Raw genomic sequence first — 20,819 nt, forward strand, 5'->3', positions numbered from 1 at the left:
GGTGCCCGTGCTCACCGAGGACTCGCCGCTGACCAAGCTCGTCAAGAAGAACGAGGCCGAGCAGCTCGCCCGCACCAAGGGCCTGCTGAGCGTGGCCGACCTCTTCGAGTTCGTGCCGAGGCGCTACGTCCGACCCGGCCAGCTGACCGACCTCTCGTCGCTGCACGTCGGCGAGGACGTCCTCGTCGTGGCCGAGGTCAAGAAGGCGACGACCCGGTCCATGCGCAACCGTCGGGGCAAGATGCTGACGGTCGCCATCGGCGACGACCTCGGCAACGAGCTCGACGTGACCTTCTTCAGTGCCTACGGCCACGAGGGCAAGCTCCAGCCGGGTGCGCGCGGCTTCTTCGTCGGGCAGATCGGCGCCTACGGTCGTCGCCTGCAGCTGACGCACCCGGAGTACGAGCTCTTCGACGACGAGGAGGCGGGGGAGGCCGCGGTCGAGTGGTACCGCACGCACCGCGTGCCGGTCTACTCCACGACGGGCAAGCTCAACTCATTGCGGCTGCGCAAACTCGTCCACGCCGCGCTCGACACGGTCGACCGCATCCGTGAGCCCGTCCCCGACGACGTACGCGTGGCGCGCGGCCTCGTCGACCGTGCCGTCGCGCTCGAACTCGTCCACCGCCCGGCCGTCGACGACCAGCCCGCCCGGGGCCTCGACCGGCTCAAGTTCGACGAGGCCTTCGTGCTCCAAACGATCCTCGCCCAGCGCCGCAAGGCCGCTGAGTCCGAGCTCGCGACGCCAAGGCCACCACGCCCGGGAGGCCTGCTCGCGGCCTTCGACGCCCGGCTGCCTTTCGAGCTGACGGGGGGACAGCGCGAGATCGGCGAGGTCCTGGCGACCGAGCTCGCGTCCGAGCGACCGATGCACCGGCTGCTGCAGGGGGAGGTCGGCTCGGGCAAGACGGTCGTCGCCCTGCGGGCGATGCTGGCCGCCATCGACGCCGGCGGCCAGGCCGCGCTGCTCGCCCCGACCGAGGTGCTGGCCGCCCAGCACCACCGGTCGATCACGGCCATGCTCGGCGACCTCGCGCAGGGCGGGATGCTCGGCGGCTCCGAGTTCGGCACCACCGTGGCCCTGCTCACCGGCAGCCAGAACGCCGCAGCGCGCAAGCGCTCCCTCCTCGAGGCCGCGTCGGGCGGGGCCGGCATCGTCGTGGGGACCCACGCCCTGATCCAGAAGCACGTCCAGTTCGCCGACCTCGCGCTCGTCGTCGTCGACGAGCAGCACCGGTTCGGTGTCGAGCAGCGGGACGCGCTGCGCGAGAAGGGCATCCGTCCTCCCCACGTGCTCGTCATGACCGCGACGCCGATCCCGCGCACCGTGGCCATGACCGTCTTCGGCGACATGGAGACCTCCACGCTGCGCGAGCTGCCCCGCGGACGTTCGCCCATCGCGACGCACGTCGTCGACGCCGACAAGCCCGGCTGGGTCGACCGCACGTGGCAGCGCGTGGCCGAGGAGGTCGCCAAGGGGCACCAGGCCTACGTCGTGTGTCCCCGCATCGGTGACGTCGACGACGAGCCGGGCTCGGCGCCGGCGCTCTCCCGGGACACGTCCGACGAGGACGCCGGCTGGGACGCGCACTGGGACGGCGACGACGAGGCGGGGCCGGACGGCGAGCCGGACGCGCCAGCGAAGGAGCTCACCGGCGTCTACGCGATGCTCAGCACCCTGCGCGCCACCCCGGCCCTCGAGGGTGTGCGCATCGGTGTGCTGCACGGCCGTCTCGACCCCGACGCCAAGGACGCCACGATGCGCGCCTTCTCCGCGGGCGAGATCGACGTGCTCATTGCGACGACCGTCATCGAGGTCGGCGTCGACGTGCCGAACGCCTCGGTCATGGTCGTCGTCGACGCCGACCGTTTCGGCATCTCCCAGCTGCACCAGCTCCGCGGCCGCGTCGGTCGTGGTGCGGTGCCCGGCCTCTGCCTGCTCATGACCCAGGGCGCGGGGGAGCGGGCGGCCGAGCGCCTCGACCAGGTCGCTGCGACGACCGACGGGTTCGAGCTCGCCCGGGCCGATCTGCTGCTGCGCCGCGAGGGCGACGTTCTCGGCGCACGACAGAGCGGACGGGGCAACTCGGTCCGGCACCTGCGCCTCGGCCGCCTCGAGGACGAGCAGATCATCGCCGACGCCCGCGAGGACGCCTTCGCCCTCGTCGACCGTGATCCCGAGCTGCGTGAGCACCCGGCGCTCGCCGCAGCCGTGGCGATGCGGCTCGACGAGGACCAGGCCGTATGGCTCGAGCGAGGCTGAGATGACGCGCATCATCAGCGGTGTCGCCGGTGGACGGCGTCTGCAGACACCCCCGGGGTCATCGACCCGACCGACGTCGGACCGGGTGAGGGAGGCCCTCTTCAGCCGCCTCGAGCATCGCGGGCTGCTCGAGGGCGCCCAGGTCCTCGACCTCTACGCCGGCTCCGGCGCCCTCGGGCTCGAGGCGGCCAGCCGCGGGGCCGCGCTGGTGCTGCTCGTCGAGTCGGACCGGAAGGCCGCGAAGGTCATCCACAGCAACGTCGGTGTCGTGGGCCACCCCGGGGTCCGGGTCCTCGCCGACACCGTCGAGCGAGCGGTTGCCGCGGGTCCACCCGCCGGCGTCCGCATGGACCTCGTGCTGCTCGACCCGCCCTACGACGTGACCGAGGACGCCCTCGCCGCGGTGCTGGCGGCCCTGGTCGAGCGCCAGTGGCTCGCCCCGGACGCGTTCGTCGTCGTCGAGCGCTCCAGCCGGTCCCCGCAGCCCACCTGGCCGGACGGACTCGAGCTCTCGGGCGAGAAGCGCTACGGCGAGACCGCGGTGTGGTTCGCCGAGCCGACCCCGGGCGACGTCGTGGCGTGAGGCTCCCGCGACGGCGACGAACCGGACGGTAGGTTGGGCGCGTGACGAGCGAAGCGCGCCGCTGTGTGTGTCCCGGCTCCTACGACCCGATCACCAACGGTCACGTCGACGTGGTGACCCGGGCCAGCAGGCTGTTCGACGAGGTCGTGGTGGCGATCCTGCACAACCCGGGCAAACAGGGCACGTTCGGCATCGAGGAGCGCACCGCCCTCATCGAGCAGTCCGTCGGCCACCTGCCCAACGTGCGCATCGGCGCCTGGGCGGAGACGCTGGTCGTCGACGTCTGTCGGGAGGTCGGTGCGGCGACGATGGTCAAGGGGCTGCGCGGCGGCACCGACTTCTCCTACGAGCTGCCCATGGCGAACATGAACCGTCACCTCACCGGCGTCGAGACGCTCTTCCTCGCTGCCGACCCGACGCTGGCCCACGTCTCCAGCTCGCTCGTCAAGGAGGTCGTGCGCTACGGCGGGGACGTCTCCGGCCTCGTCCCGGACCCGGTGCTCGCGGCCCTGAGCGGGCGTCTCGTCTGATTTGGGCGCACGGCGCCCCTCTAGTAGCCTTGGAGGTCGGTCCACGTCCGTCTTGGCGCGGACCGAATCCTCTACTGTGCGCAGGAGCCATGGACCGTCCTGATCCCCGTTCTTCTCTGGTGCTCGACACCAGGGAGCTGGTTCGGCGACCCGGGACGATGCTCGAGCTCTCGCGCACGGTCACGTTGCCCGACGACCTCGGAACCGACATCATCTCGATCACATCCGGCCAGCCGGTCGCGGTCGAGGTGCGGATGGAGTCCGTCGTCGAAGGTGTCCTCGTGACGGGTTCGGTCAGTGCCACGGCGACCGGCGCGTGCGTGCGGTGCCTGGATCCTCTCGAGCTCGCTGTCGAGGGGCGCTTTCAGGAGCTGTTCGCCTACGCCGACCGGGCGGCGCACCACCACGAGGTGGGAGCCGACTCGGACGAGGACGAGGTGCACGAGCTGGTCGGTGACCTCATCGACCTCGAGCCCGTGCTCCGGGACGCTGTCGTGCCGACGCTGCCGTTCCAACCGGTGTGCCGGCCTGACTGCCCGGGGTTGTGTTCCGAGTGTGGGATGCACCTCGCGGAAGACCCGGACCATCATCATGAAGTGATCGACCCGAGGTGGTCGTCCCTCAGTGGACTGCTGAGCGACGACCCGCAAGAGAAGAGGAACTGACGTGGCTGTCCCGAAGCGGAAGATGTCGCGCTCCAACACCCGTTCGCGTCGTGCGAACTGGAAGGCAACGCCGACGACGCTCACCACGTGCCCGCAGTGCGGTGCGGCGACCCAGCCGCACATCGCGTGCCCCTCGTGTGGCACGTACAAGGGCCGTCACTACGCCGTTGCCGAGCGCACCGAGCACCAGGCCTGATCACACCGTGAGCAGCCCCATGAGCGACCTTGGCGCTGGGGGTGTTCCGGCGGTGCCGCAGCGGCCCGTCGATGCTCTGATCGCCCACCTCCGTGAGGTGGTCGGCCGGGACATCGACGAGCCGCTGCTGCTGCGTTCCCTGACGCACCGCTCGTACGCCTACGAGAACGGTGGCCTGCCCAACAACGAGCGTCTCGAGTTCCTCGGTGACTCCGTGCTGGGTCTCGTCGTCACCGAGTCGCTCTACCGCGAGCACCCGGACCTGGCCGAGGGGCAGCTGGCCAAGCTGCGCGCGGCCGTCGTCAACATGCGCGCGCTCGCCGACGTCGCCCGGATGTTCGACCTCGGGCAGTACGTCATGCTCGGCAAGGGCGAGGAGGCGACCGGCGGCCGCGACAAGGCCTCGATCCTGGCCGACACCCTCGAGGCGCTCATCGGCACCGTGTTCCTCTCGACGGACATCGACTTCGCCGCGCGCTTCGTGCACCACCACTTCGACCCCCTCATCGAGGAGGCCGCCACGCTCGGGGCCGGACTCGACTGGAAGACGAGCCTGCAGGAGATGGCGGCCGGCTCGGCGCTCGGGTCCCCGGAGTACCGCGTCGGTGAGCAGGGGCCGGACCACGAGAAGGAGTTCCACGCCCGCGTCGTCGTCGGCGAGGAGGTCCTCGGCGAGGGTCACGGCCGGTCGAAGAAGGAGGCCGAGCAGAAGGCGGCCAAGGAGGCCTGGCACACGCTCGACGACCGTCGGGGCACGTCCGGACCCGCGGCCGACACCGCGGGCCCCAGCCCGACCTGACGCCTCGTGCCGGAGCTGCCCGAGGTCGAGGTCGTGCGCCGTGGTCTCGAGGACCACGTCGTGGGTCGCCACGTCACTCGCGCTCGGATCACGGGGGTGCGGGTGGCCCGTCGCCACGACGCCGGTCCCGACGACCTCTCCGCACGGCTTCACGACGTGACCGTCACCGCGGCCTCGCGTCGCGGGAAGTACCTCTGGCTCGCCCTCGACGGCGAGGACGCCCTCATCGTCCACCTGGGGATGAGCGGGCAGATGCTCGTCGAGCCGGCTGACGCGCCGCTGGAGAAGCACTGCCACGCCCGTTTCGACTTCGCCGACGACGGCCCGCAGCTGAGGTTCGTCGACCAGCGCACGTTCGGCGGTCTGGCCCTGTCACCGCTGCGGCCCGACGGCATCCCGGAGTCGGTTGCGCACATCGCGCCCGACCCCTTCGAGCCGGCCTACGACCAGGCCGCCGTCGTGCGCCGGATGAAGCAGCGCGACAGCGCCGTCAAGCGGGCCCTGCTCGACCAGACCCTCGTGTCGGGCATCGGCAACATCTACGCAGACGAGGCTCTCTGGCGCGCCCAGGTGCACGGCGAGCGCCTCTGCTCGTCCCTGACCAAGCCGGCGCTCGCCAGGATCCTCGACCACGCCCGGGACGTCATGGCGGAGGCGCTCGGCCACGGCGGCACGAGCTTCGACGCGCTCTACGTCAACGTCAACGGGGCGAGCGGCTACTTCGACCGCTCGCTCCACGCATACGGACGCGCGGGCACCCCGTGCGACCGGTGCGGTGCCATCATGCGCCGCGAGCAGTTCATGAACCGCTCCTCGTTCTCCTGCCCCGTCTGTCAGCCGCGCCCGAGACGCCGCAGCCCGTCCTGACCGTCTGGGACGGGGGACGGGCTGCGAGGTCGCGAGGGCTGCGGGTGGGTCAGTGGCCGGTCGGCCGACGCTTCGGAGCCGGTCGTGAGGGGTCGTCGTCGACGGGCTCGACGTGCGCGGGGACGACGATCGGCTTGATCCTCGCCCACACGATGAAGAACGCACTGATGACGAGCAGGACGATGCCGGCGTAGAGGTTGGCGTTGACGTTGCCCGTGCGGTCGTAGGCCTTGTCCCCGAAGATCCCGAGCAGCGTCAGGATCACGCCGTAGAGGCCGAGCAGGGCGCCGATGAAGTTGCGGATGTCGAAGGCGCCGGCCGTGTGCTTCTGGCCGCGCTTCCCGCCGGCGGCAGAGGAGTCGAGATCGTGGGAGTCACTCATGTCGGAGCTCCTGTCAGAACAAGAAGTTGAGGATGATGACCATGCCGAGCGAGATGCCGGCGAGGGGCAGCGTGCGGCGGAACCACGGCAGCTTGCGCTCCTCCGGGTCCACGAGGTCCTCCCGTGGCGTCTCGGAGTAGACGAGGCCGCGCAGCGAGCCGGCCGGCTTGGGCTCGGTCACGAGGGACACGACGACACTCAGCGCGATGTCGACGACGAAGGCCGCGGAGGCTGCGACGAACGCGGCGCCCTGGCCCTTCAGTGGGATGACCCCGAGGCTGAGGGTCCCGAACGCGTCCTCGCTGAGGAAGGCGACGAGCACGGCCGAGAGCGTTCCGGCCGAGAGGCCGACCCAGCCGGCGGTTGCGGTCATCCGCTTCCAGAACATGCCGAGGATGAACGTCGCGAAGAGCGGGGCGTTGAAGAACCCGAAGAGCGTCTGGAGGTAGTCCATGATGTTGCTGAACGAGCTCGCCACGATCGCCGTGAAGATCGCGATGACCGTCGCACCCACCGTTGCGAGACGCCCGATGCGCAGGTAGTAGTCGTCGCTGTGGTCCTTGCGGATGTAGCGCTGCCACAGGTCGTAGCTGAAGACGGTGTTGAAGGCCGAGATGTTGGCGGCCATGCCGGCCATGAACGCGGCGAGCAGGCCGGCGATCGCGACGCCGAGCAGGCCGTTGGGCAGGATGTCGCGCATCAGCAGCAGCAGGGAGTCGTTGTACTTGACGCCCTCGCCGGACGCGCCGCCGGGGGGCGTGCCACCGGCCTTGAGCTGGCCGATCTCCTTGACGAGGACGGCGGCGATCATGCCCGGCACGATGACGATGAAGGGCACGAACATCTTGGGGAAGGACCCGATGATGGGCGTCTTGCGCGCCGCCGAGATCGAGTTGGACGCCATGGCGCGCTGGACCTCGACGAAGTTCGTCGTCCAGTAGCCGAAGGACAGCACGAAGCCCAGGCCGAACACGATGCCGACCACCGACCAGAACGGTGAGTCGAAGCCGGAGAGCGCCTGGCCCGGCCACGAGTGGAGCTGCTGTTCGGCGGAGGGGACCTTCGCGGCCACCGCGGCGGGTGTGGATGCGAACTCGGTGATCTTGTCCTTGAGGCCCTGCACGCCGCCCACGCGGTTCAGGCCGATGAGGGTCAGCGGCAGCAGCGCGGCGACGATGACGAAGAACTGGAGCACCTCGTTGTAGATCGCCGCGGAGAGGCCGCCGAGCGTGATGTAGGACAGCACGATGGCGGCCGCGACGAGCAGCGTCACCCACAGCGGCCAGCCGAGCAGCGCATGCACGATCGAGCCGAGCAGGTAGAGGTTGACGCCGGCGATGAGCAGCTGTGCGAAGGCGAAGCTGATCGCGTTGACGAGGTGGGCGCCCGTGCCGAAACGGCGGAACATGAACTCGGGGACCGAGCGCACCTTGGAGCCGTAGTAGAAGGGCATCATCACGACGCCGAGGAAGAGCATGGCGGGGATGGCCCCCACCCAGAAGTAGTGCACGGCCGAGATGCCGAGCTGGGCCCCGTTGGCCGACATGCCCATGATCTCGACGGCACCGAGGTTCGCCGAGATGAAGGCGAGGCCGGTGACCCAGGCCGGGAGCGACCGCCCGGAGAGGAAGAAGTCGATCGAGTCGGACACCGATCGCCGTGCCATGACCCCGATGCCGAGGACGAAGACGAAGTAGAGGGCGATGATGACGTAGTCGACGGGATTGGCGTTGATCAGGGTGCCTGCGGTGGGCAGACCCGCCAGAGCGTGCATGCGATCAGTCCCTTCGTTGGGCGACGACCCACGCTAGCGCAGGCTCCGGCGCCGGGCGCGTCAGGGCGAGCGGGTGTCTCGTCCCCTCGTGATGAGCCGCTTGAGCGGGACGGAGGATTCCGCCGCGGAATCGGCCGGAATCGTCATACCCTTCTCGAGCGCCCTCTTCACGGCGAGGTAGTCCGTCGGGCTCCCCACCGACTCGATGGCGATGAGCAACCCGTCCCGGTAGCTGAGGAGCGAGAACCGCTCTGCCGCAGGATCGCCGCGAACGACGGTGTGGTCGGCGCCGTGGGGTAGGCCGGCGATCTGCAGCCGCAGGTCACCCTGGTCGCTCCAGAACCACGGCACGGACGCGTATGCCGCCGGGCGCCCCGTGAGCGTCGCTGCCGCAGCGCGTGCCTGGTCGGTGGCGTGTGCCACGCTCTCGAGCCGGGTCGGTCCGACCAGCCCCCGGGCGAAGGGGTTGGGTCCGACGGCGCAGTCGCCGGCCGCGACGGTGATCCCGTCCGAGGTGCGGGCGTGCTCGTCGACGACGATCCCGCGCGGGTCGACCGTCAGCCCGAGCTGGGCGGCGAGGTCGGTGCGCGGGTCGACGCCGACGCCGACGACCACGACGTCGGCATCCAGCACGGAGCCGTCGGCCAGCGCGACCCCCACCGCGTGCCCGTCCTCGCCGATGAGGCCGACAGCGCTGGCGCCCAGCAGGACCCGCGTGCCGCGGCGCTCGTGCGCGGCCCGGACCGTGTCGGACAGCAGCGGAGTGACCGAGCGGCCGAGAAGGCGGTCGCTCGCCTCGAGGACGGTCACGGCGGCGCCGAGGGCGCGGGCGCTCGCGGCGATCTCGAGCCCGATGAAGCCACCCCCCACGACGACGACCTCGCGGGCGACCCGGAGCCGCGGCGCCAACCGGTCGGCGTCGGTCAGGGTGCGCACCGAGTGGACGCGCTCGAGGTCGGCGCCGTCGAGGGGAAGCGTGCGGTTGACCGCGCCCGTCGTCAGGGCGAGGCGGTCGAACTCGAGCGCGCGGCCGGAGCCGGTGACGGCGCGTCCGCCCCGGGCATCACGCTCGATCGTCGTCACGGCGTCGCCGGTGACGAGCTCGACGCCGAGGTCGGCGAACCAGGCGGCGTCATGAAAGACGAGTGAGGCGCGGTCGTGCTCGCCGCGCAGGTAGCTCTTCGACAGCGGGGGGCGCTCGTAGGGCGCTTCGGGCTCGTCACCGACGAGGGCGATGGGCGCGGTGTCCCCGAGCTCGCGCAGGGCCGTGACGAGCGAGATGCCGGCTTGGCCGGCGCCGACGACGAGCGTCCCGGCGGTCTCGTCTGTGGCCATGGGTGCCACCCTAGGGTGGGCGCATGACGTGGTCACCAGCCAACCCCGAGTCCGTCTTCACCTACGGAGCTCCACAGCTGAAGTTCGGCGCCGGCGCCGCCGACGAGATCGGGCACGACCTCGGGGCGCTCGGCGTGCACCGGGTCCTCGTCGTCACCGACGCCGGTGTGCTGGCGACCGGGTGGCCCGAACGGGTGGCCGAGGGCATCCGGGGGTTCGGCATCGAGGCCGTCGTCCACGACTCGGCGCACGTCGAGCCGACGGACGCCAGCCTGCAGGTCGCGGTCGACCGGGCCCGCGCCGACGGACCCTTCGACGGTTACGTGGCGGTCGGCGGCGGTTCGGCCATCGACACGGCGAAGGCGGTCGACCTGCTGCTCAGCGACGGCGGAGACCTCATGGACTACGTCAACGCACCGGTGGGCGAGGGGCGGGCTCCCACGCAGCCGCTCGCGCCCCTCGTCGCGGTGCCGACGACGACGGGCACCGGCGCCGAGAGCACGACCATCTGCGTGCTCGACGTCCTCGCGCTCAAGGTCAAGACGGGCATCAGTCATGTCCGGCTCCGTCCCAGCCTGGCGGTCGTCGACCCGCGCCTGACGGCCACGCAACCCGCGGGGGTCACGGCAAGCGCCGGGATGGACATCCTGTGCCACGCCCTCGAGAGCTGGACGGCGCGCCCGTTCACCAGCTACGAGCGCAAGCAGCCTGGCGAGCGCGTGCCGTACTGCGGCAGCAACCCGATCTCCGACATGTGGTCCGAACGCTCGATGTCGCTGCTGGCCAAGGCCTTCCGCACCGCCGTGCGAGACGGCGGCGACGAGGCCGCCCGCGGCGACATGGCCCTCGCGGCGACGTTCGCGGGGCTCGGGTTCGGCAACGCCGGCGTCCACGTGCCGCACGCCAACGCCTACCCCATCGCCGGTCGGGTTCGCGACTTCCACCCGGACGGCTACCCGCGGGACGAGCCGATGGTGCCGCACGGCATGGCCGTCGCGCTGACCGCACCCGAAGCATTCCGTTGGACGTTCGAGTCCGACCCGGAGCGCCATCTGGCCGCTGCCCGCCTGCTCGACCCCGGCCACGGAGATCGCTGGGACTCCGACTCGCGCGATGTGCTGCCCGGCGTCCTCGTCGACCTGATGCGCGACATCGGACTGCCCAACGGCCTGCACGCCGTCGGCTACGGCGAGCACGACGTCGACGACCTCGTCGACGGGTCGCTCAAGCAGCAGCGGCTGCTCGCGACGAGTCCTCGCGAGGTCGGCCCCGACGACCTCGTCGGGATCATGACCCGCTCGCTGCAGCTCTGGGACTAGCGAAGGCAACCACGCGGGTTTTTCGGGGGAACACGGGGGCGCAGGCCGGTAGCGGCCGTGAGCTCCCGTGCGTCGGCATACAGTGCCGTCTGTGACGACCGAGCCGACCCACCTGCCCCTTCCCCTCGAGAGCGACTGGCTCGACTGGGTCGGTGCCCGCGGCGAGCAGCAGCTCGCGCTGGCCCGGTCCCTCGTCGAGGGCCTGCGCAGCGACCCGCCGAAGGAGCCGCTCGAGGTCCTGCGGGTCTGGAACGACGCGCAGACGGCACTGTCCAACGCCGCCTCGGTCGGCTCGCTCTTCTCCGAGGTCCACCCGGACGGTGCGGTGCGCGAGCGTGCCGAGTCGGTGGCGCAGCAGGTGCAGAAGCTCGACACCGACCTCGGCCTCGACACCGGGTTGTATGCCGTCCTCGCCGGCCTCGACGCGAGCGGCCTCGACGCCGACGCGACGCGGGTCCTCGAGCGCACCCTGCGCGACTTCCGCCGCTCGGGCGTCGACCAGGACGAGGCGACGCGCGACCGGCTGCGCGAGCTGAGCGAGCGCGCCATCCTGCTGAGCCAGGAGTTCAGCAAGAACATCCGCGAGAACGTCCGGAGCATCCGCGTCACCCCCGACCGCCTGGCCGGGCTGCCCCAGGACTGGGTCGACGCGCACTCCGTCGACGACGAGGGGCTCGTCACGGTGACCACCGACTACCCCGACGTCGTGCCGTTCCGCACCTTCGCGCGGGACGCGCAGGCACGCCGCGACCTCGTCACCGAGTTCCTCACCATCGCCTGGCCCGCTAACGACCGCGTGCTCCAGGAGATCTTCGCCGTCCGTCGCGAGCACGCCGCGCTGCTGGGCTACGCGTCGTGGGCCGACTACGACGCCGAGGTCAAGATGATCGGCAGCGGCAAGGCCATCGGCGAGTTCATCGACCGCATCGCCGAGCTGTCGACGGCGAGCGCCGAGCGCGACAAGGCGGTGCTGCTCGAACGGTTGCGGCAGGACCGCCCCGAGGCCACCGACATCGACGGCGCCGACACCTCCTACTACGCCGAGCTCGTCCGCAAGGAGCAGCTGGCGGTCGACGCCCAGCAGGTCCGCACGTACTTCCCGTTCGAGTCGGTCCGCCAGGGCCTGCTCGACGTGACGGGACGTCTCTTCGGGCTCGAGTGGTCACCGGTCCCGCGCGAGGACGCCCGCACGTGGCACGAGGAGGTCGCGACCTACGACGTGTCGTTCTCGGGCGAGCGCATCGGCCGCATCCACCTCGACCTGCACCCGCGCGAGGGCAAGTACAAGCACGCGGCCCAGTTCGACCTCGTCCGTGGCGTCGCCGGCACGCAGCTGGCCGAGGGCGTGCTCGTGTGCAACTTCAACCGCGGCCTGCTGGAGCACGACGAGGTCGTCACGCTCTTCCACGAGTTCGGTCACCTCGTGCACCACGTCCTGGCCGGCCGGACCGAGTGGGTCCGGTTCTCGGGGGTCGCGACCGAGTGGGACTTCGTCGAGGCGCCGAGCCAGATGCTCGAGGAGTGGGCCTGGGACGCCGACGTCCTCGCCACCTTCGCCCGCAACGCCGACGGCGAGGTCATCCCGGCCGAGCTCGTCGAGGCGATGCGCCGGGCCGACGACTTCGGCAAGGGCTACGACGCCCGCACCCAGATGTTCTACGCCGCGCTGTCCTACGACTTCCACGTGCAGGAGAGCGACGACCTCACGGCCCGCCTGCGCGAGCTGATGGACCGCTACTCCGTCTTCCCGTACCTGCCGGGCACGCACATGCAGTGCCACTTCGGGCACCTCGACGGCTACAGCTCGGCCTACTACACCTACATGTGGTCGCTCGTCATCGCCAAGGACATGTTCTCGGCCTTCGACCGCGGTGACCTCTTCGACCCCGAGATCGCCGGTGCCTACCGGGACAAGGTGCTCGTGCAGGGCGGCCGACGCGACGCCGCGGACCTCGTCGAGGACTTCCTCGGCCGGCCCTACACCTTCGACGCGTATGCCGCCTGGCTCGCCGAGTGACCCCGCGCGGGATGGAGGGGGTGCACGTCACGTCGCTGACGGCATACCCCGTCAAGTCGCTCGGCGGGGTGAGCCTCGACGCGGCGGTCGTGGAGGCGCAAGGGCTGCGGGGTGACCGTCGGTGGGCGGTCGTCGACCCTGACGGCACCAAGGTCACCGCCCGCGAGGAGCACGCCCTGCTCGGGCTGCGGGCCGAGTCGCTCGACGGTGGGGGAGTGCGCCTGCTCGCCCCCGGCGCGGACCCGCTCGAGGTGGCACCGCCCCGCGACGCCGCACCCGTGCCGGTGCGGTTCTCCGGGCAGGACCGCGCTCGACCTGCTGCTCCCGGCGCCGACGGGTGGCTGACCGAACGGGCGGGGCGTCCGCTGCGCCTGGTGTGGCAGGACGACGCGACGCACCGCCCGATCCGACCTGACCTGGGCGGCGTCGAGGGCGACCGCAACTCGCTCTCGGACGCCGCGCCCGTCCACGTCACGTCGGAGTCGTCGCTGGCGCGCCTCAACGACTGGGTGCTCGAGACGGCCCTCGAGCGAGGTGAGGAGCCCCGGGATCCCCTGTCGCACCAGCGGTTCCGGCCCAACGTCGTCGTGGCCGGCGGCGCGCCCTTCGCCGAGGACCAGTGGTCGTCGGTGCGCATCGGCAACGTGCCGTTCCGCACGACGATGGTGTGTGACCGCTGCGTCATGACGACGATCGACAGCGACGACCTGCGCTCCGGCAAGGAGCCGATCCGCACCCTGGCTCGGCACCGGAAGTGGGACGGCGCCACGTGGTTCGGCATCAGGCTCACGCCCGTGCTGCCGCTCGACCCCGGCGCGACCCTCCGCGTGGGCGACCCGGTGATCGCCGGCTGAGGTTACGACCGGGCGCCGGCGGCGCTCACGGGATCGGGAGCTCCTTGAGCACGACCGTCTTGCCGGTGTTCCTCGCGGAGAGGTCGGCCATCGCCTGACGCACCGTCTTGGAGAAGAGGTGGGCGCCCCTGATCGTGGGGTGGATGCGGTCGGACTGGACCTGGTCCGGGTGGGCGCGGATGGCATCCGCCCAGTCGGCGACGACGACGTTGGGGCGGCCTCGAGCGACGAGCTCGAGCGTGGCGTTGTCGGTGTCGACGCGTGCGAAGGGGGCCATGATGTTGACGAGGACGACCATGCGGTCGGGGCCGAGGGTGTCGAGCACCTTCTTGACGGCGTCCTCGTCGACCCCGGCGTTCGTGCCGAAGGCGAGGATGACCGCGCGCCGGTTGCCGACGCCGCGGTCCGCGACCTCCCTGAGCCCGTCGGACCACCGACGGTTGGACTTCGCGTCGATCCGGATGCCGGGGAAGTAGTAGCGCAGGGCCTGCAGGCTGCCGACCATGATCGAGTCGCCGTAGGCGTCGATCTCGCCTCCGCTCGGCATCGTGAACGAGGCGTTCGCGGCCGACGCGGTCCCCGACGGCGGGCCGCCCGTGGTCTTCGCCGGAAACGGTGTGCTCGTCGCCGCTGGTGCGGCGCCCGCCGGTGCGGCCGGCGTCGGCGTCGCGTCTGCCGCCGCCTCGTTCTCGGCGAGCATCCTGGCGGTCTCACTCTGGTCGGGAGCCGTGACGACGATGACGGCGGTCACGACGGCCAGGACGGCGACGACCGCGCCGAGGCCTCGCTTGCCGCGGAGGGTCAGTCCCGACACGCCCCGGCGCAGGCTCGACGCCACCCCTCGGAAGCCGAGGGTCCGGAACGGGGTCTCGACGAAGCGGAAGGTCAGGTCGGCGAGCGCGAGCGTCACGAGCACGCACCACAGGCGGGTCAGCAGGTGCGAGGTCGTGCCCGGGGCGGACGGGTTGTCGAGGGCCACGAGGAGGATGACGGGCCAGTGCCAGAGGTAGATCGAGTAGGACCTGGCCCCGACCCACGACGCGGCGGGATGGCGCATGACCCGCCGGACCGGGGTCACACCGTTCGCCCGGGTCATGCCGTCGGGGCGCCGCTCGACCAGACCCATGACGAGGACGGCTGTCGCCAACGACGCCGCCACGATGCCGCCGCGGAAGGTCAGCGTCGACTGCTCGTCGAGGAAGGCCATCTCGGCGAGCAGGATCCCGAGAGCGAGGGGCACGGCATACGACCCGAACCGCCCCCAGCGCGACGGCGCCACCCACGACGCCAGGCGCGGACTCGCCCAGGCGAACGCGAGCGCCGCGCCGGCCATGAGCCCCATGACGTGCGTGTCGGTGCCGTAGTAGACGCGCGTCGCGTCGGTGCCGGGCGTGAAGAGCGCGGCCATGAGCAGCGAGGAGGCCGCGCCGACGGCGACCGCCACGGCCACCCGCATCCGGCTCGACACCGCCAGCAGCGCGAGGGTCAGGAGGGGCCAGAGCAGGTAGAACTGCTCCTCGACCGCCAGGGACCAGAAGTTCATGAAGAGCTGCGGTGCGGTCTGGTCGAAGTAGCTCGTGCCCGCAGTGATCTCGAGCCAGTTCGTCGAGAAGGTGAGGGCGCCGAGCATCTGGCGTCCCACGTCGACGAGGAGGTCCTGGCTGACACCGCGGGCGATGAGGACGCTCGTGACGACGCAGAGGACGAGCGCGGGAAGCAGACGACGCGCGCGGCGGACCCAGAACTGCGACAAGGCGATCCGGCCGCTGCGGTGGTGCTCGCGCAGCAGGAGCGTCGTGATGAGGAAGCCCGAGACCACGAAGAAGACGTCGACCCCGAGGAAACCGCCGGGCAGCCACGACGCGTTGAGGTGGTAGACGAGGACACCGACGATGGCGAGGGCCCGCAGCCCGTCGAGGCCCTCGATGCGCTCCCCGTGTCCCGCCGGGGTCTGCTCCGGGCGAGCACGCCCCGATCGCGGGATGGCCCCCGTGGCCGTCTGGGCGGTCCGGCTCGTGCCGGCCGCCCGTGAAATCGCCGACGTCGTCACGTCGCTCCTTCCGTGGGCCTCGGTGGGTGGAGCCGCCGCTGTGCCTGCCGCGAGCATAGTGACGGGTGGTGCTGACGCTGCGACGCCACGCGGCATACCGTGTCGGGGTGGACGAGGGAGCGAACGAGGCGGCGCGCCCGCCGGTCAGGGTCACGATGTTCGTGCGTGGCACCGTGCAGGGCGTCGGCTTCCGGTGGTGGACGCGCGCACGCGCGCTCGAGCTCGGTCTCGTCGGGCACGCCCGCAACACCACTGACGGACGCGTGGAGATCGTGGCCCAGGGAAGCCCGGAGGCCGTCGACGCCCTCGAGGCCCTGCTGCGCGAGAGCCCGTCGACGACCAGACGGCCCGGACACGTCGAGGGCGTCGTCGCGCAGCCCGGCGTTCCGAGGGACGGGATCGCCGGATTCGCGGAGCGCTGAGCCGCCTAGGCTGGCGGCGTGAGCGACGTGCCCGAGGTTCCCGCAGAGCTCGCCCGGCTGCGCAGCAGCATCGACAACATCGATGCAGCGCTCGTCCACCTGCTGGCGGAGCGCTTCAAGTGCACCCAGCAGGTCGGCCGGCTCAAGGCCGAGCAGCACCTGCCCGCCGCCGACCCGCAGCGCGAGGAGCGGCAGATCGCGCGGCTGCGGTCGCTCGCCGACAGCGCCGGCCTCGACCCGGTGTTCGCCGAGGCGTTCCTGAACTTCATCATCGCCGAGGTCATCCACCACCACGAGCGCATCGCGAACGGCAACGCGTAACCCCTGCCCCCACCGGGGACGCCTCAGTAGAGGGTCGCGTCCTGCCGCTCGTCGAGGGCCGCGTCGTAGGCCGCGACCTCGGCGTCGGTCGTGAAGCCCCCGGCCTCACGCGTCATCGTCCCCGCGGTGGGCAGCGTGCTCGGGTCGACGCGGGACTCGTTGGCCCACAGCCGACTCCGCTTGACCGCGCGGGCGCACTGGAAGTAGATGCGCTCGACCGTGACGACGAGCACGGAAGTCGGCCGGACACCCCTGACCTCGTGTCGTGCCAGCTCGTCGGGGTCCGTGGAGATGACCGCCGAGCCGCGCACGCGCAGCTCCTCACCGAGGCCCGGGACGAGGAACAGCAGGCCCACCCGCGGGTCGGCGATGACGTTGCGCAGCGTGTCGAGCCGGTGGTTGCCGCGCCGGTCCGGGATGACGAGGGTGCGCTCGTCGCGCACGACGACGAATCCGGGCAGGTCGCCGCGTGGTGACTGGTCGAGACCGCCGTCGCCGACCGTGGCGATGACGACGAACGGCGCCGCCGCGATGATCCGGGCGTGGCTCGGGGTGATCGTCGGGGACTCCTTGGCGAGGCTGTTCGGCGCCGGTGTGCCGGGGTAGACCTCGAGCAGCCCCTCGATCGAGGTGACCCGGTGCGCGTCGTCGGCAGGCTGGTGTCGGTGCTCGTCGGCGTCCACCCGTCCACGGTATGCCGTTCGCACCCGCCAGGCGCTCGCCTCCCCGGGGCAGCGACCGCTGGCTAGTACGCTGACCGGGATCGCTGGCCGGCTGGACAAAGGATTTCTCGGGTCGTGTACGTCAAGAGCCTCACCCTGAAGGGCTTCAAGTCCTTCGCCTCGGCGACCCACATGCGTCTCGAGCCCGGCATCACCTGCATCGTGGGCCCCAACGGGTCCGGCAAGAGCAACGTCGTGGACGCGCTCGCCTGGGTCATGGGCGAGCAGGGTGCCAAGTCGCTGCGCGGCGGGAAGATGGAGGACGTCATCTTCGCCGGCACGTCGGGCCGCGCCCCGCTCGGCCGGGCCGAGGTGGCCCTGACGATCGACAACACCGACGGCGCGCTCCCGATCGACTACACCGAGGTGACGATCGCCCGGACGATGTTCCGCAACGGCGGGTCCGAGTACGCCATCAACGGCACCCCGTGCCGGCTGCTCGACGTGCAGGAGCTGCTCTCCGACAGCGGCATCGGGCGCGAGATGCACGTCATCGTCGGCCAGGGCCAGCTCGACACCGTCCTGCGCGCAACCCCCGAGGAGCGCCGCGGTTTCATCGAGGAGGCCGCGGGCGTCCTCAAGCACCGCAAGCGCAAGGAGCGCGCGCTGCGCAAGCTCGACACCATGGAGGCCAACCTCACCCGCGTGCAGGACCTCACCGGCGAGATCCGCCGCCAGCTCGGCCCGCTCGGTCGCCAGGCCGAGACGGCTCGCAAGGCCGCCGTCATCCAGACCGACGCCCGCGACGCCCGGCTGCGCCTCCTCGCCGACGACCTCGTCCAGCTGACCTCGACGCTCGAGCAGGAGGTCGCCGACGAGTCGGCCCTCATCGAGCGCCGGTCGGAGGTCGAGGAGTCCATCGGCGACCTCGCGCACCGGCTGTCGACGCTCGAGGAGGCCGCCGAGGCCGCCCGCCCGGCCCTGACCCGGGCGCAGGACGAGTACGTCTCGCTCGGCCGCCTCGTCGAGCGGATGGCGTCGACGCGGTCGCTCGCCGCCGAGCGGGTGCGCCTGCTCAGCGAGGACGACGAGCCGGAGGCCCCCGGTCAGAGCAGGGACCCGGAGCAGCTGCGCGTCCAGGCCGCCGAGGTCCGCGAGCAGGAGGCGTTCCTCCTCGAGGAGATCGCCGAGGCCAAGGCCGCCCTCGAAGAGGCGGTCATGAATCGCACCGACGCCGAGCGCGGCCACGCCGAGGAGACCGCTCGACTGCAGCGAGAGGCCCGCGCCGCCGCCGACCGCCGCGAGGGCCTTGCCAAGCTCGGCGGCCAGGTCGGCGCCAAGGCCTCGCGCATCGAGGCCCGCGAGGCCGAGGTCGGGCGCCTGCGGAGCACCATCGAGGCCGCCCAGGCCCGCGCTGCCGAGGCGGAGCACGAGTTCTCCCGACTCGAATCCAGCGTCGCCCAGGACGAAGAGGGCGAGGAGGGGCTCGACACCGCCTACGAGGAGGCCGCCGCGCGCCTCGAGGCCGCCGAGGCCGAGCTCGCCCGGTGGAAGGAGGCCGAGGCCACCGCGGAGCGCGCGCGCACCACGGCCGCCGCCCGGGTCGAGGCGCTCGGCCTCAGTCTGAGCCGCAAGGACGGCGCGGCAGCGCTGCTCGCCGCCGCCGACGAGGGCCACGAGATCCTCGGGTCGGTCGCCTCGCTCGTCACGGTCGAGCCCGGTCTGGAGAATGCCGTCGCCGCCGCTCTCGGATCCGCCGCCGAAGCGCTCGCCGTCGGCTCGCTCGATGCCGCTGCCGCGGCCCTCGACGCCCTCCGCGACGGCGACAACGGGCGGGCCAGCCTCCTCGTGGCCGAGTCTGCGACGCACGTCGACCGGGCGTCGTGGCCCAGCCTGTCGGGTGAGGCCCGCTGGGCCCGGGACGTCGTCGAGTGCCCGGAGTCCGTGCGTCCCGCTGTCGAGCAGGTGCTGGACCGCGTGGCTCTCGTGCCGGACGGCTCGGCGGCCCGGGAGGTCGTCCGCACCCATCCCGGCGTCACCGCCGTGACTCGCGGCGGCGACGTCTATGCCCCGGGCACGGTGCGAGGCGGCAGCACGACTGCTCCGAGCCTGCTCGAGCTGCAGGCCGCGCTCGACGACGCCCAGGACGCCATGGCCCGGGCCACCCGCGAGGGTGAGGAGGCCCGCTTCCGCGTCGTGGGCGCCGAGGCGACGTGCGCCGAGCTCACCGACGCGGTCGAGGCCGCGCTCGAGCGGCTCAACGAGAGCGACGCCCGGATGGCCGCGATCGCCGAGAAGCTCGGCTCGCTCGGGCAGACCCTGCGGTCCGCGCGGTCCGAGGTCGAGCGCACCGAGAAGGCCATCGCCGACGCCATGACGGCCCTCGAGGCCGACCAGACCGAGCACGCAGCCCTCCTCGAACGACTCGAGGCCGCGAGCGGCGAGGGCGACTTCGCCGACGAGCCGTCGACGGAGGAGCGCGACCGCCTCGAGGCCGTGGCCCGTGAGGCCCGCGCGGCCGAGACCGAGCTGCGTCTCGCGCTGCGCACCCGTGAGGAGCGCTCACGTGCCCTCAAGGACCGCGCCGATGCGCTCGAGCGCAGTGCTCGCCACGAGGAGGAGACCCGCCGGCGGCTCGCGGAGAAGCGAGCGCGTCGGCAGCGTGAGGCCGCGGTCGCCGACGCCGTGCGCATCGCGGCGACGTGGGCGCACACGCTGCTCGCCGAGTCGGCCGAGCAGGCGGGGCACGCCCGTGCGGCAGGCGAGGCCGAACGCACCGAGCGTGACGCCGAGCTCGCCGTCGTGCGGCGTGACATCTCGGTCCTGCAGGCCGAGTTGCGTGAGCTGACCGACTCCGTGCACCGCGACGAGGTGGCCCGCACCCAGCAGCGCCTGCGCATCGAGCAGCTCGAGACCAAGGCGGTCGAGGAGCTCGGCGTCGCGCCCGCCGACCTCGTCGAGGAGTACGGCCCGCACCAGCTCGTCCCGACGGTGCCCGACCCCGACGCGGATCCCGATGCGCCACAGCCCGATCCCGTCCCGTTCGTGCGTGAGGCCCAGGAGAAGCGGTTGCGCCAGGCCGAGCGCAAGCTGAACGCACTGGGGCGCATCAACCCCCTCGCCCTGGAGGAGTTCACCGCCCTCGAGGAGCGTCACAAATTCCTCACGGAGCAGCTCGAGGACCTCAAGAACTCCAAGCGGGACCTGCTGGACATCGTCAGGGAGGTCGACGAGCGCGTCGAGCGCGTGTTCGCCGAGGCCTTCGAGGACACCGCGGTCCAGTTCGAGCGGGTCTTCCAGCGGCTCTTCCCCGGCGGTGAGGGACGGCTCGTCCTCACCGACCCGTCGAACATGCTGACCACGGGCCTCGAGGTCGAGGCCCGGCCGCCGGGCAAGAAGATCAAGCGGCTGTCGCTGCTCTCCGGTGGCGAGCGCTCGCTCGTCGCCGTCGCGCTGCTCGTCGCGATCTTCAAGGCTCGCCCCTCGCCGTTCTACATCATGGACGAGGTCGAGGCCGCGCTCGACGATGCCAACCTCGGCCGACTCATCACCCTCTTCGAGGAGCTGCGCGACAGCTCCCAGCTCATCGTCATCACCCACCAGAAGAAGACGATGGAGATCGCCGACGCCCTCTACGGCGTCAGCATGCGCGGCGACGGCGTCACGACGGTCGTGTCCCAGCGCCTGCGCGACGTCGCCGACCGCTCGGCCTGAGGCACCCGGCATACGCCCCGATCGCGCGTCTACCGCGGTCGGGCGCCGGGCCCCGTGGCCGGGGGT

The 20,819-nt window shown here is 71.7% G+C and carries 18 protein-coding genes; 13 read left to right on the top strand and 5 right to left on the bottom strand.

The features are described 5' to 3' along the window. The first annotated feature begins 1 nt into the window (after position 1). The 7 genes from AC1DIW_RS03750 (at position 2) to mutM (ending at position 5,903) form a co-directional block, all read left to right on the top strand. On the top strand, positions 2–2,263 hold the full coding sequence (locus tag AC1DIW_RS03750) for an ATP-dependent DNA helicase RecG (protein ID WP_478106511.1): 2,262 nt from the start codon (positions 2–4) through the stop codon (positions 2,261–2,263). A gap of 1 nt (position 2,264) precedes the next feature. Then, entirely contained in the window at positions 2,265–2,846 is a 582-nt protein-coding gene (rsmD, locus tag AC1DIW_RS03755) for a 16S rRNA (guanine(966)-N(2))-methyltransferase RsmD (protein WP_442278897.1), read from the top strand. Between the two features lie 41 nt (positions 2,847–2,887). Further along, positions 2,888–3,376: a pantetheine-phosphate adenylyltransferase gene (coaD, locus tag AC1DIW_RS03760; protein WP_478106512.1), complete on the top strand. Its 489-nt coding sequence runs from the start codon at positions 2,888–2,890 to the stop codon at positions 3,374–3,376. Between the two features lie 89 nt (positions 3,377–3,465). Next, the gene (locus AC1DIW_RS03765; protein WP_478106513.1) at positions 3,466–4,041 is read left to right on the top strand and encodes a YceD family protein; all 576 of its coding nucleotides are present in this window, start codon (positions 3,466–3,468) and stop codon (positions 4,039–4,041) included. 1 nt (position 4,042) lies between these two features. Beyond that, positions 4,043–4,237, top strand: coding sequence for a 50S ribosomal protein L32 (rpmF, locus tag AC1DIW_RS03770; protein ID WP_030146690.1), 195 nt, complete (start codon positions 4,043–4,045; stop codon positions 4,235–4,237). 19 nt (positions 4,238–4,256) lie between these two features. Next, positions 4,257–5,036, top strand: coding sequence for a ribonuclease III (rnc, locus tag AC1DIW_RS03775; protein WP_442278900.1), 780 nt, complete (start codon positions 4,257–4,259; stop codon positions 5,034–5,036). A gap of 6 nt (positions 5,037–5,042) precedes the next feature. Next, entirely contained in the window at positions 5,043–5,903 is an 861-nt protein-coding gene (gene mutM / locus AC1DIW_RS03780; RefSeq protein WP_442278901.1) for a bifunctional DNA-formamidopyrimidine glycosylase/DNA-(apurinic or apyrimidinic site) lyase, read from the top strand. A gap of 49 nt (positions 5,904–5,952) precedes the next feature. Here the strand turns inward: mutM and AC1DIW_RS03785 are convergent, their stop codons facing one another. From AC1DIW_RS03785 to AC1DIW_RS03795, 3 genes are read right to left on the bottom strand one after another with little or no spacing between them, the layout of a single operon-like run. Next, on the bottom strand, positions 5,953–6,285 hold the full coding sequence (locus tag AC1DIW_RS03785) for a hypothetical protein (protein ID WP_442278902.1): 333 nt from the start codon (positions 6,283–6,285) through the stop codon (positions 5,953–5,955). Positions 6,286–6,298: 13 nt separating this feature from the next. Continuing rightward, positions 6,299–8,059 (bottom strand): sodium:solute symporter family protein, encoded by a 1,761-nt coding sequence (locus AC1DIW_RS03790; protein ID WP_478106514.1) that lies wholly within the window; start codon positions 8,057–8,059, stop codon positions 6,299–6,301. Between the two features lie 60 nt (positions 8,060–8,119). Next, the gene (locus AC1DIW_RS03795) at positions 8,120–9,394 is read right to left on the bottom strand and encodes an NAD(P)/FAD-dependent oxidoreductase (RefSeq protein ID WP_478106515.1); all 1,275 of its coding nucleotides are present in this window, start codon (positions 9,392–9,394) and stop codon (positions 8,120–8,122) included. Between the two features lie 23 nt (positions 9,395–9,417). On the opposite strand from AC1DIW_RS03795, the gene AC1DIW_RS03800 reads away from it, so the two are divergent. The 3 genes from AC1DIW_RS03800 (at position 9,418) to AC1DIW_RS03810 (ending at position 13,584) form a co-directional block, all read left to right on the top strand. Continuing rightward, positions 9,418–10,713: a hydroxyacid-oxoacid transhydrogenase gene (locus AC1DIW_RS03800; RefSeq protein WP_478106516.1), complete on the top strand. Its 1,296-nt coding sequence runs from the start codon at positions 9,418–9,420 to the stop codon at positions 10,711–10,713. Between the two features lie 91 nt (positions 10,714–10,804). Beyond that, positions 10,805–12,730: a M3 family metallopeptidase gene (locus AC1DIW_RS03805; protein WP_478106517.1), complete on the top strand. Its 1,926-nt coding sequence runs from the start codon at positions 10,805–10,807 to the stop codon at positions 12,728–12,730. Between the two features lie 11 nt (positions 12,731–12,741). After that, positions 12,742–13,584 (top strand): MOSC domain-containing protein, encoded by an 843-nt coding sequence (locus tag AC1DIW_RS03810; protein ID WP_478106518.1) that lies wholly within the window; start codon positions 12,742–12,744, stop codon positions 13,582–13,584. Between the two features lie 25 nt (positions 13,585–13,609). Here the strand turns inward: AC1DIW_RS03810 and AC1DIW_RS03815 are convergent, their stop codons facing one another. Then, positions 13,610–15,634 (bottom strand): acyltransferase family protein, encoded by a 2,025-nt coding sequence (locus AC1DIW_RS03815; RefSeq protein WP_478106519.1) that lies wholly within the window; start codon positions 15,632–15,634, stop codon positions 13,610–13,612. Between the two features lie 107 nt (positions 15,635–15,741). On the opposite strand from AC1DIW_RS03815, the gene AC1DIW_RS03820 reads away from it, so the two are divergent. After that, positions 15,742–16,056, top strand: a complete 315-nt coding sequence (locus AC1DIW_RS03820; RefSeq protein ID WP_442278909.1) for an acylphosphatase — start codon at positions 15,742–15,744, stop codon at positions 16,054–16,056. An 18-nt stretch (positions 16,057–16,074) separates the two neighbouring features. Next, the gene (locus AC1DIW_RS03825) at positions 16,075–16,377 is read left to right on the top strand and encodes a chorismate mutase (protein WP_442278910.1); all 303 of its coding nucleotides are present in this window, start codon (positions 16,075–16,077) and stop codon (positions 16,375–16,377) included. Positions 16,378–16,400: 23 nt separating this feature from the next. Here the strand turns inward: AC1DIW_RS03825 and AC1DIW_RS03830 are convergent, their stop codons facing one another. Next, positions 16,401–17,060, bottom strand: a complete 660-nt coding sequence (locus AC1DIW_RS03830; protein WP_478106520.1) for an MSMEG_1061 family FMN-dependent PPOX-type flavoprotein — start codon at positions 17,058–17,060, stop codon at positions 16,401–16,403. A gap of 114 nt (positions 17,061–17,174) precedes the next feature. On the opposite strand from AC1DIW_RS03830, the gene smc reads away from it, so the two are divergent. Next, the gene (gene smc / locus AC1DIW_RS03835) at positions 17,175–20,753 is read left to right on the top strand and encodes a chromosome segregation protein SMC (protein WP_478106521.1); all 3,579 of its coding nucleotides are present in this window, start codon (positions 17,175–17,177) and stop codon (positions 20,751–20,753) included. Positions 20,754–20,819: the final 66 nt, after the last annotated feature.

Source organism: Terrabacter sp. 01T434, from assembly GCF_056398545.1.

What these genes read in the sequence shown, in the direction of transcription:
- rsmD (WP_442278897.1), top strand. Translation starts at nt 2,265, where the DNA reads ATGACGCGCATCATCAGCGGTGTCGCCGGTGGACGGCGTCTGCAGACA.
- AC1DIW_RS03765 (WP_478106513.1), top strand. Translation starts at nt 3,466, where the DNA reads ATGGACCGTCCTGATCCCCGTTCTTCTCTGGTGCTCGACACCAGGGAG.
- rnc (WP_442278900.1), top strand. Translation starts at nt 4,257, where the DNA reads ATGAGCGACCTTGGCGCTGGGGGTGTTCCGGCGGTGCCGCAGCGGCCC.
- AC1DIW_RS03785 (WP_442278902.1), bottom strand. Translation starts at nt 6,285, where the DNA reads ATGAGTGACTCCCACGATCTCGACTCCTCTGCCGCCGGCGGGAAGCGC.
- AC1DIW_RS03790 (WP_478106514.1), bottom strand. Translation starts at nt 8,059, where the DNA reads ATGCACGCTCTGGCGGGTCTGCCCACCGCAGGCACCCTGATCAACGCC.
- AC1DIW_RS03795 (WP_478106515.1), bottom strand. Translation starts at nt 9,394, where the DNA reads ATGGCCACAGACGAGACCGCCGGGACGCTCGTCGTCGGCGCCGGCCAA.
- AC1DIW_RS03800 (WP_478106516.1), top strand. Translation starts at nt 9,418, where the DNA reads ATGACGTGGTCACCAGCCAACCCCGAGTCCGTCTTCACCTACGGAGCT.
- AC1DIW_RS03810 (WP_478106518.1), top strand. Translation starts at nt 12,742, where the DNA reads ATGGAGGGGGTGCACGTCACGTCGCTGACGGCATACCCCGTCAAGTCG.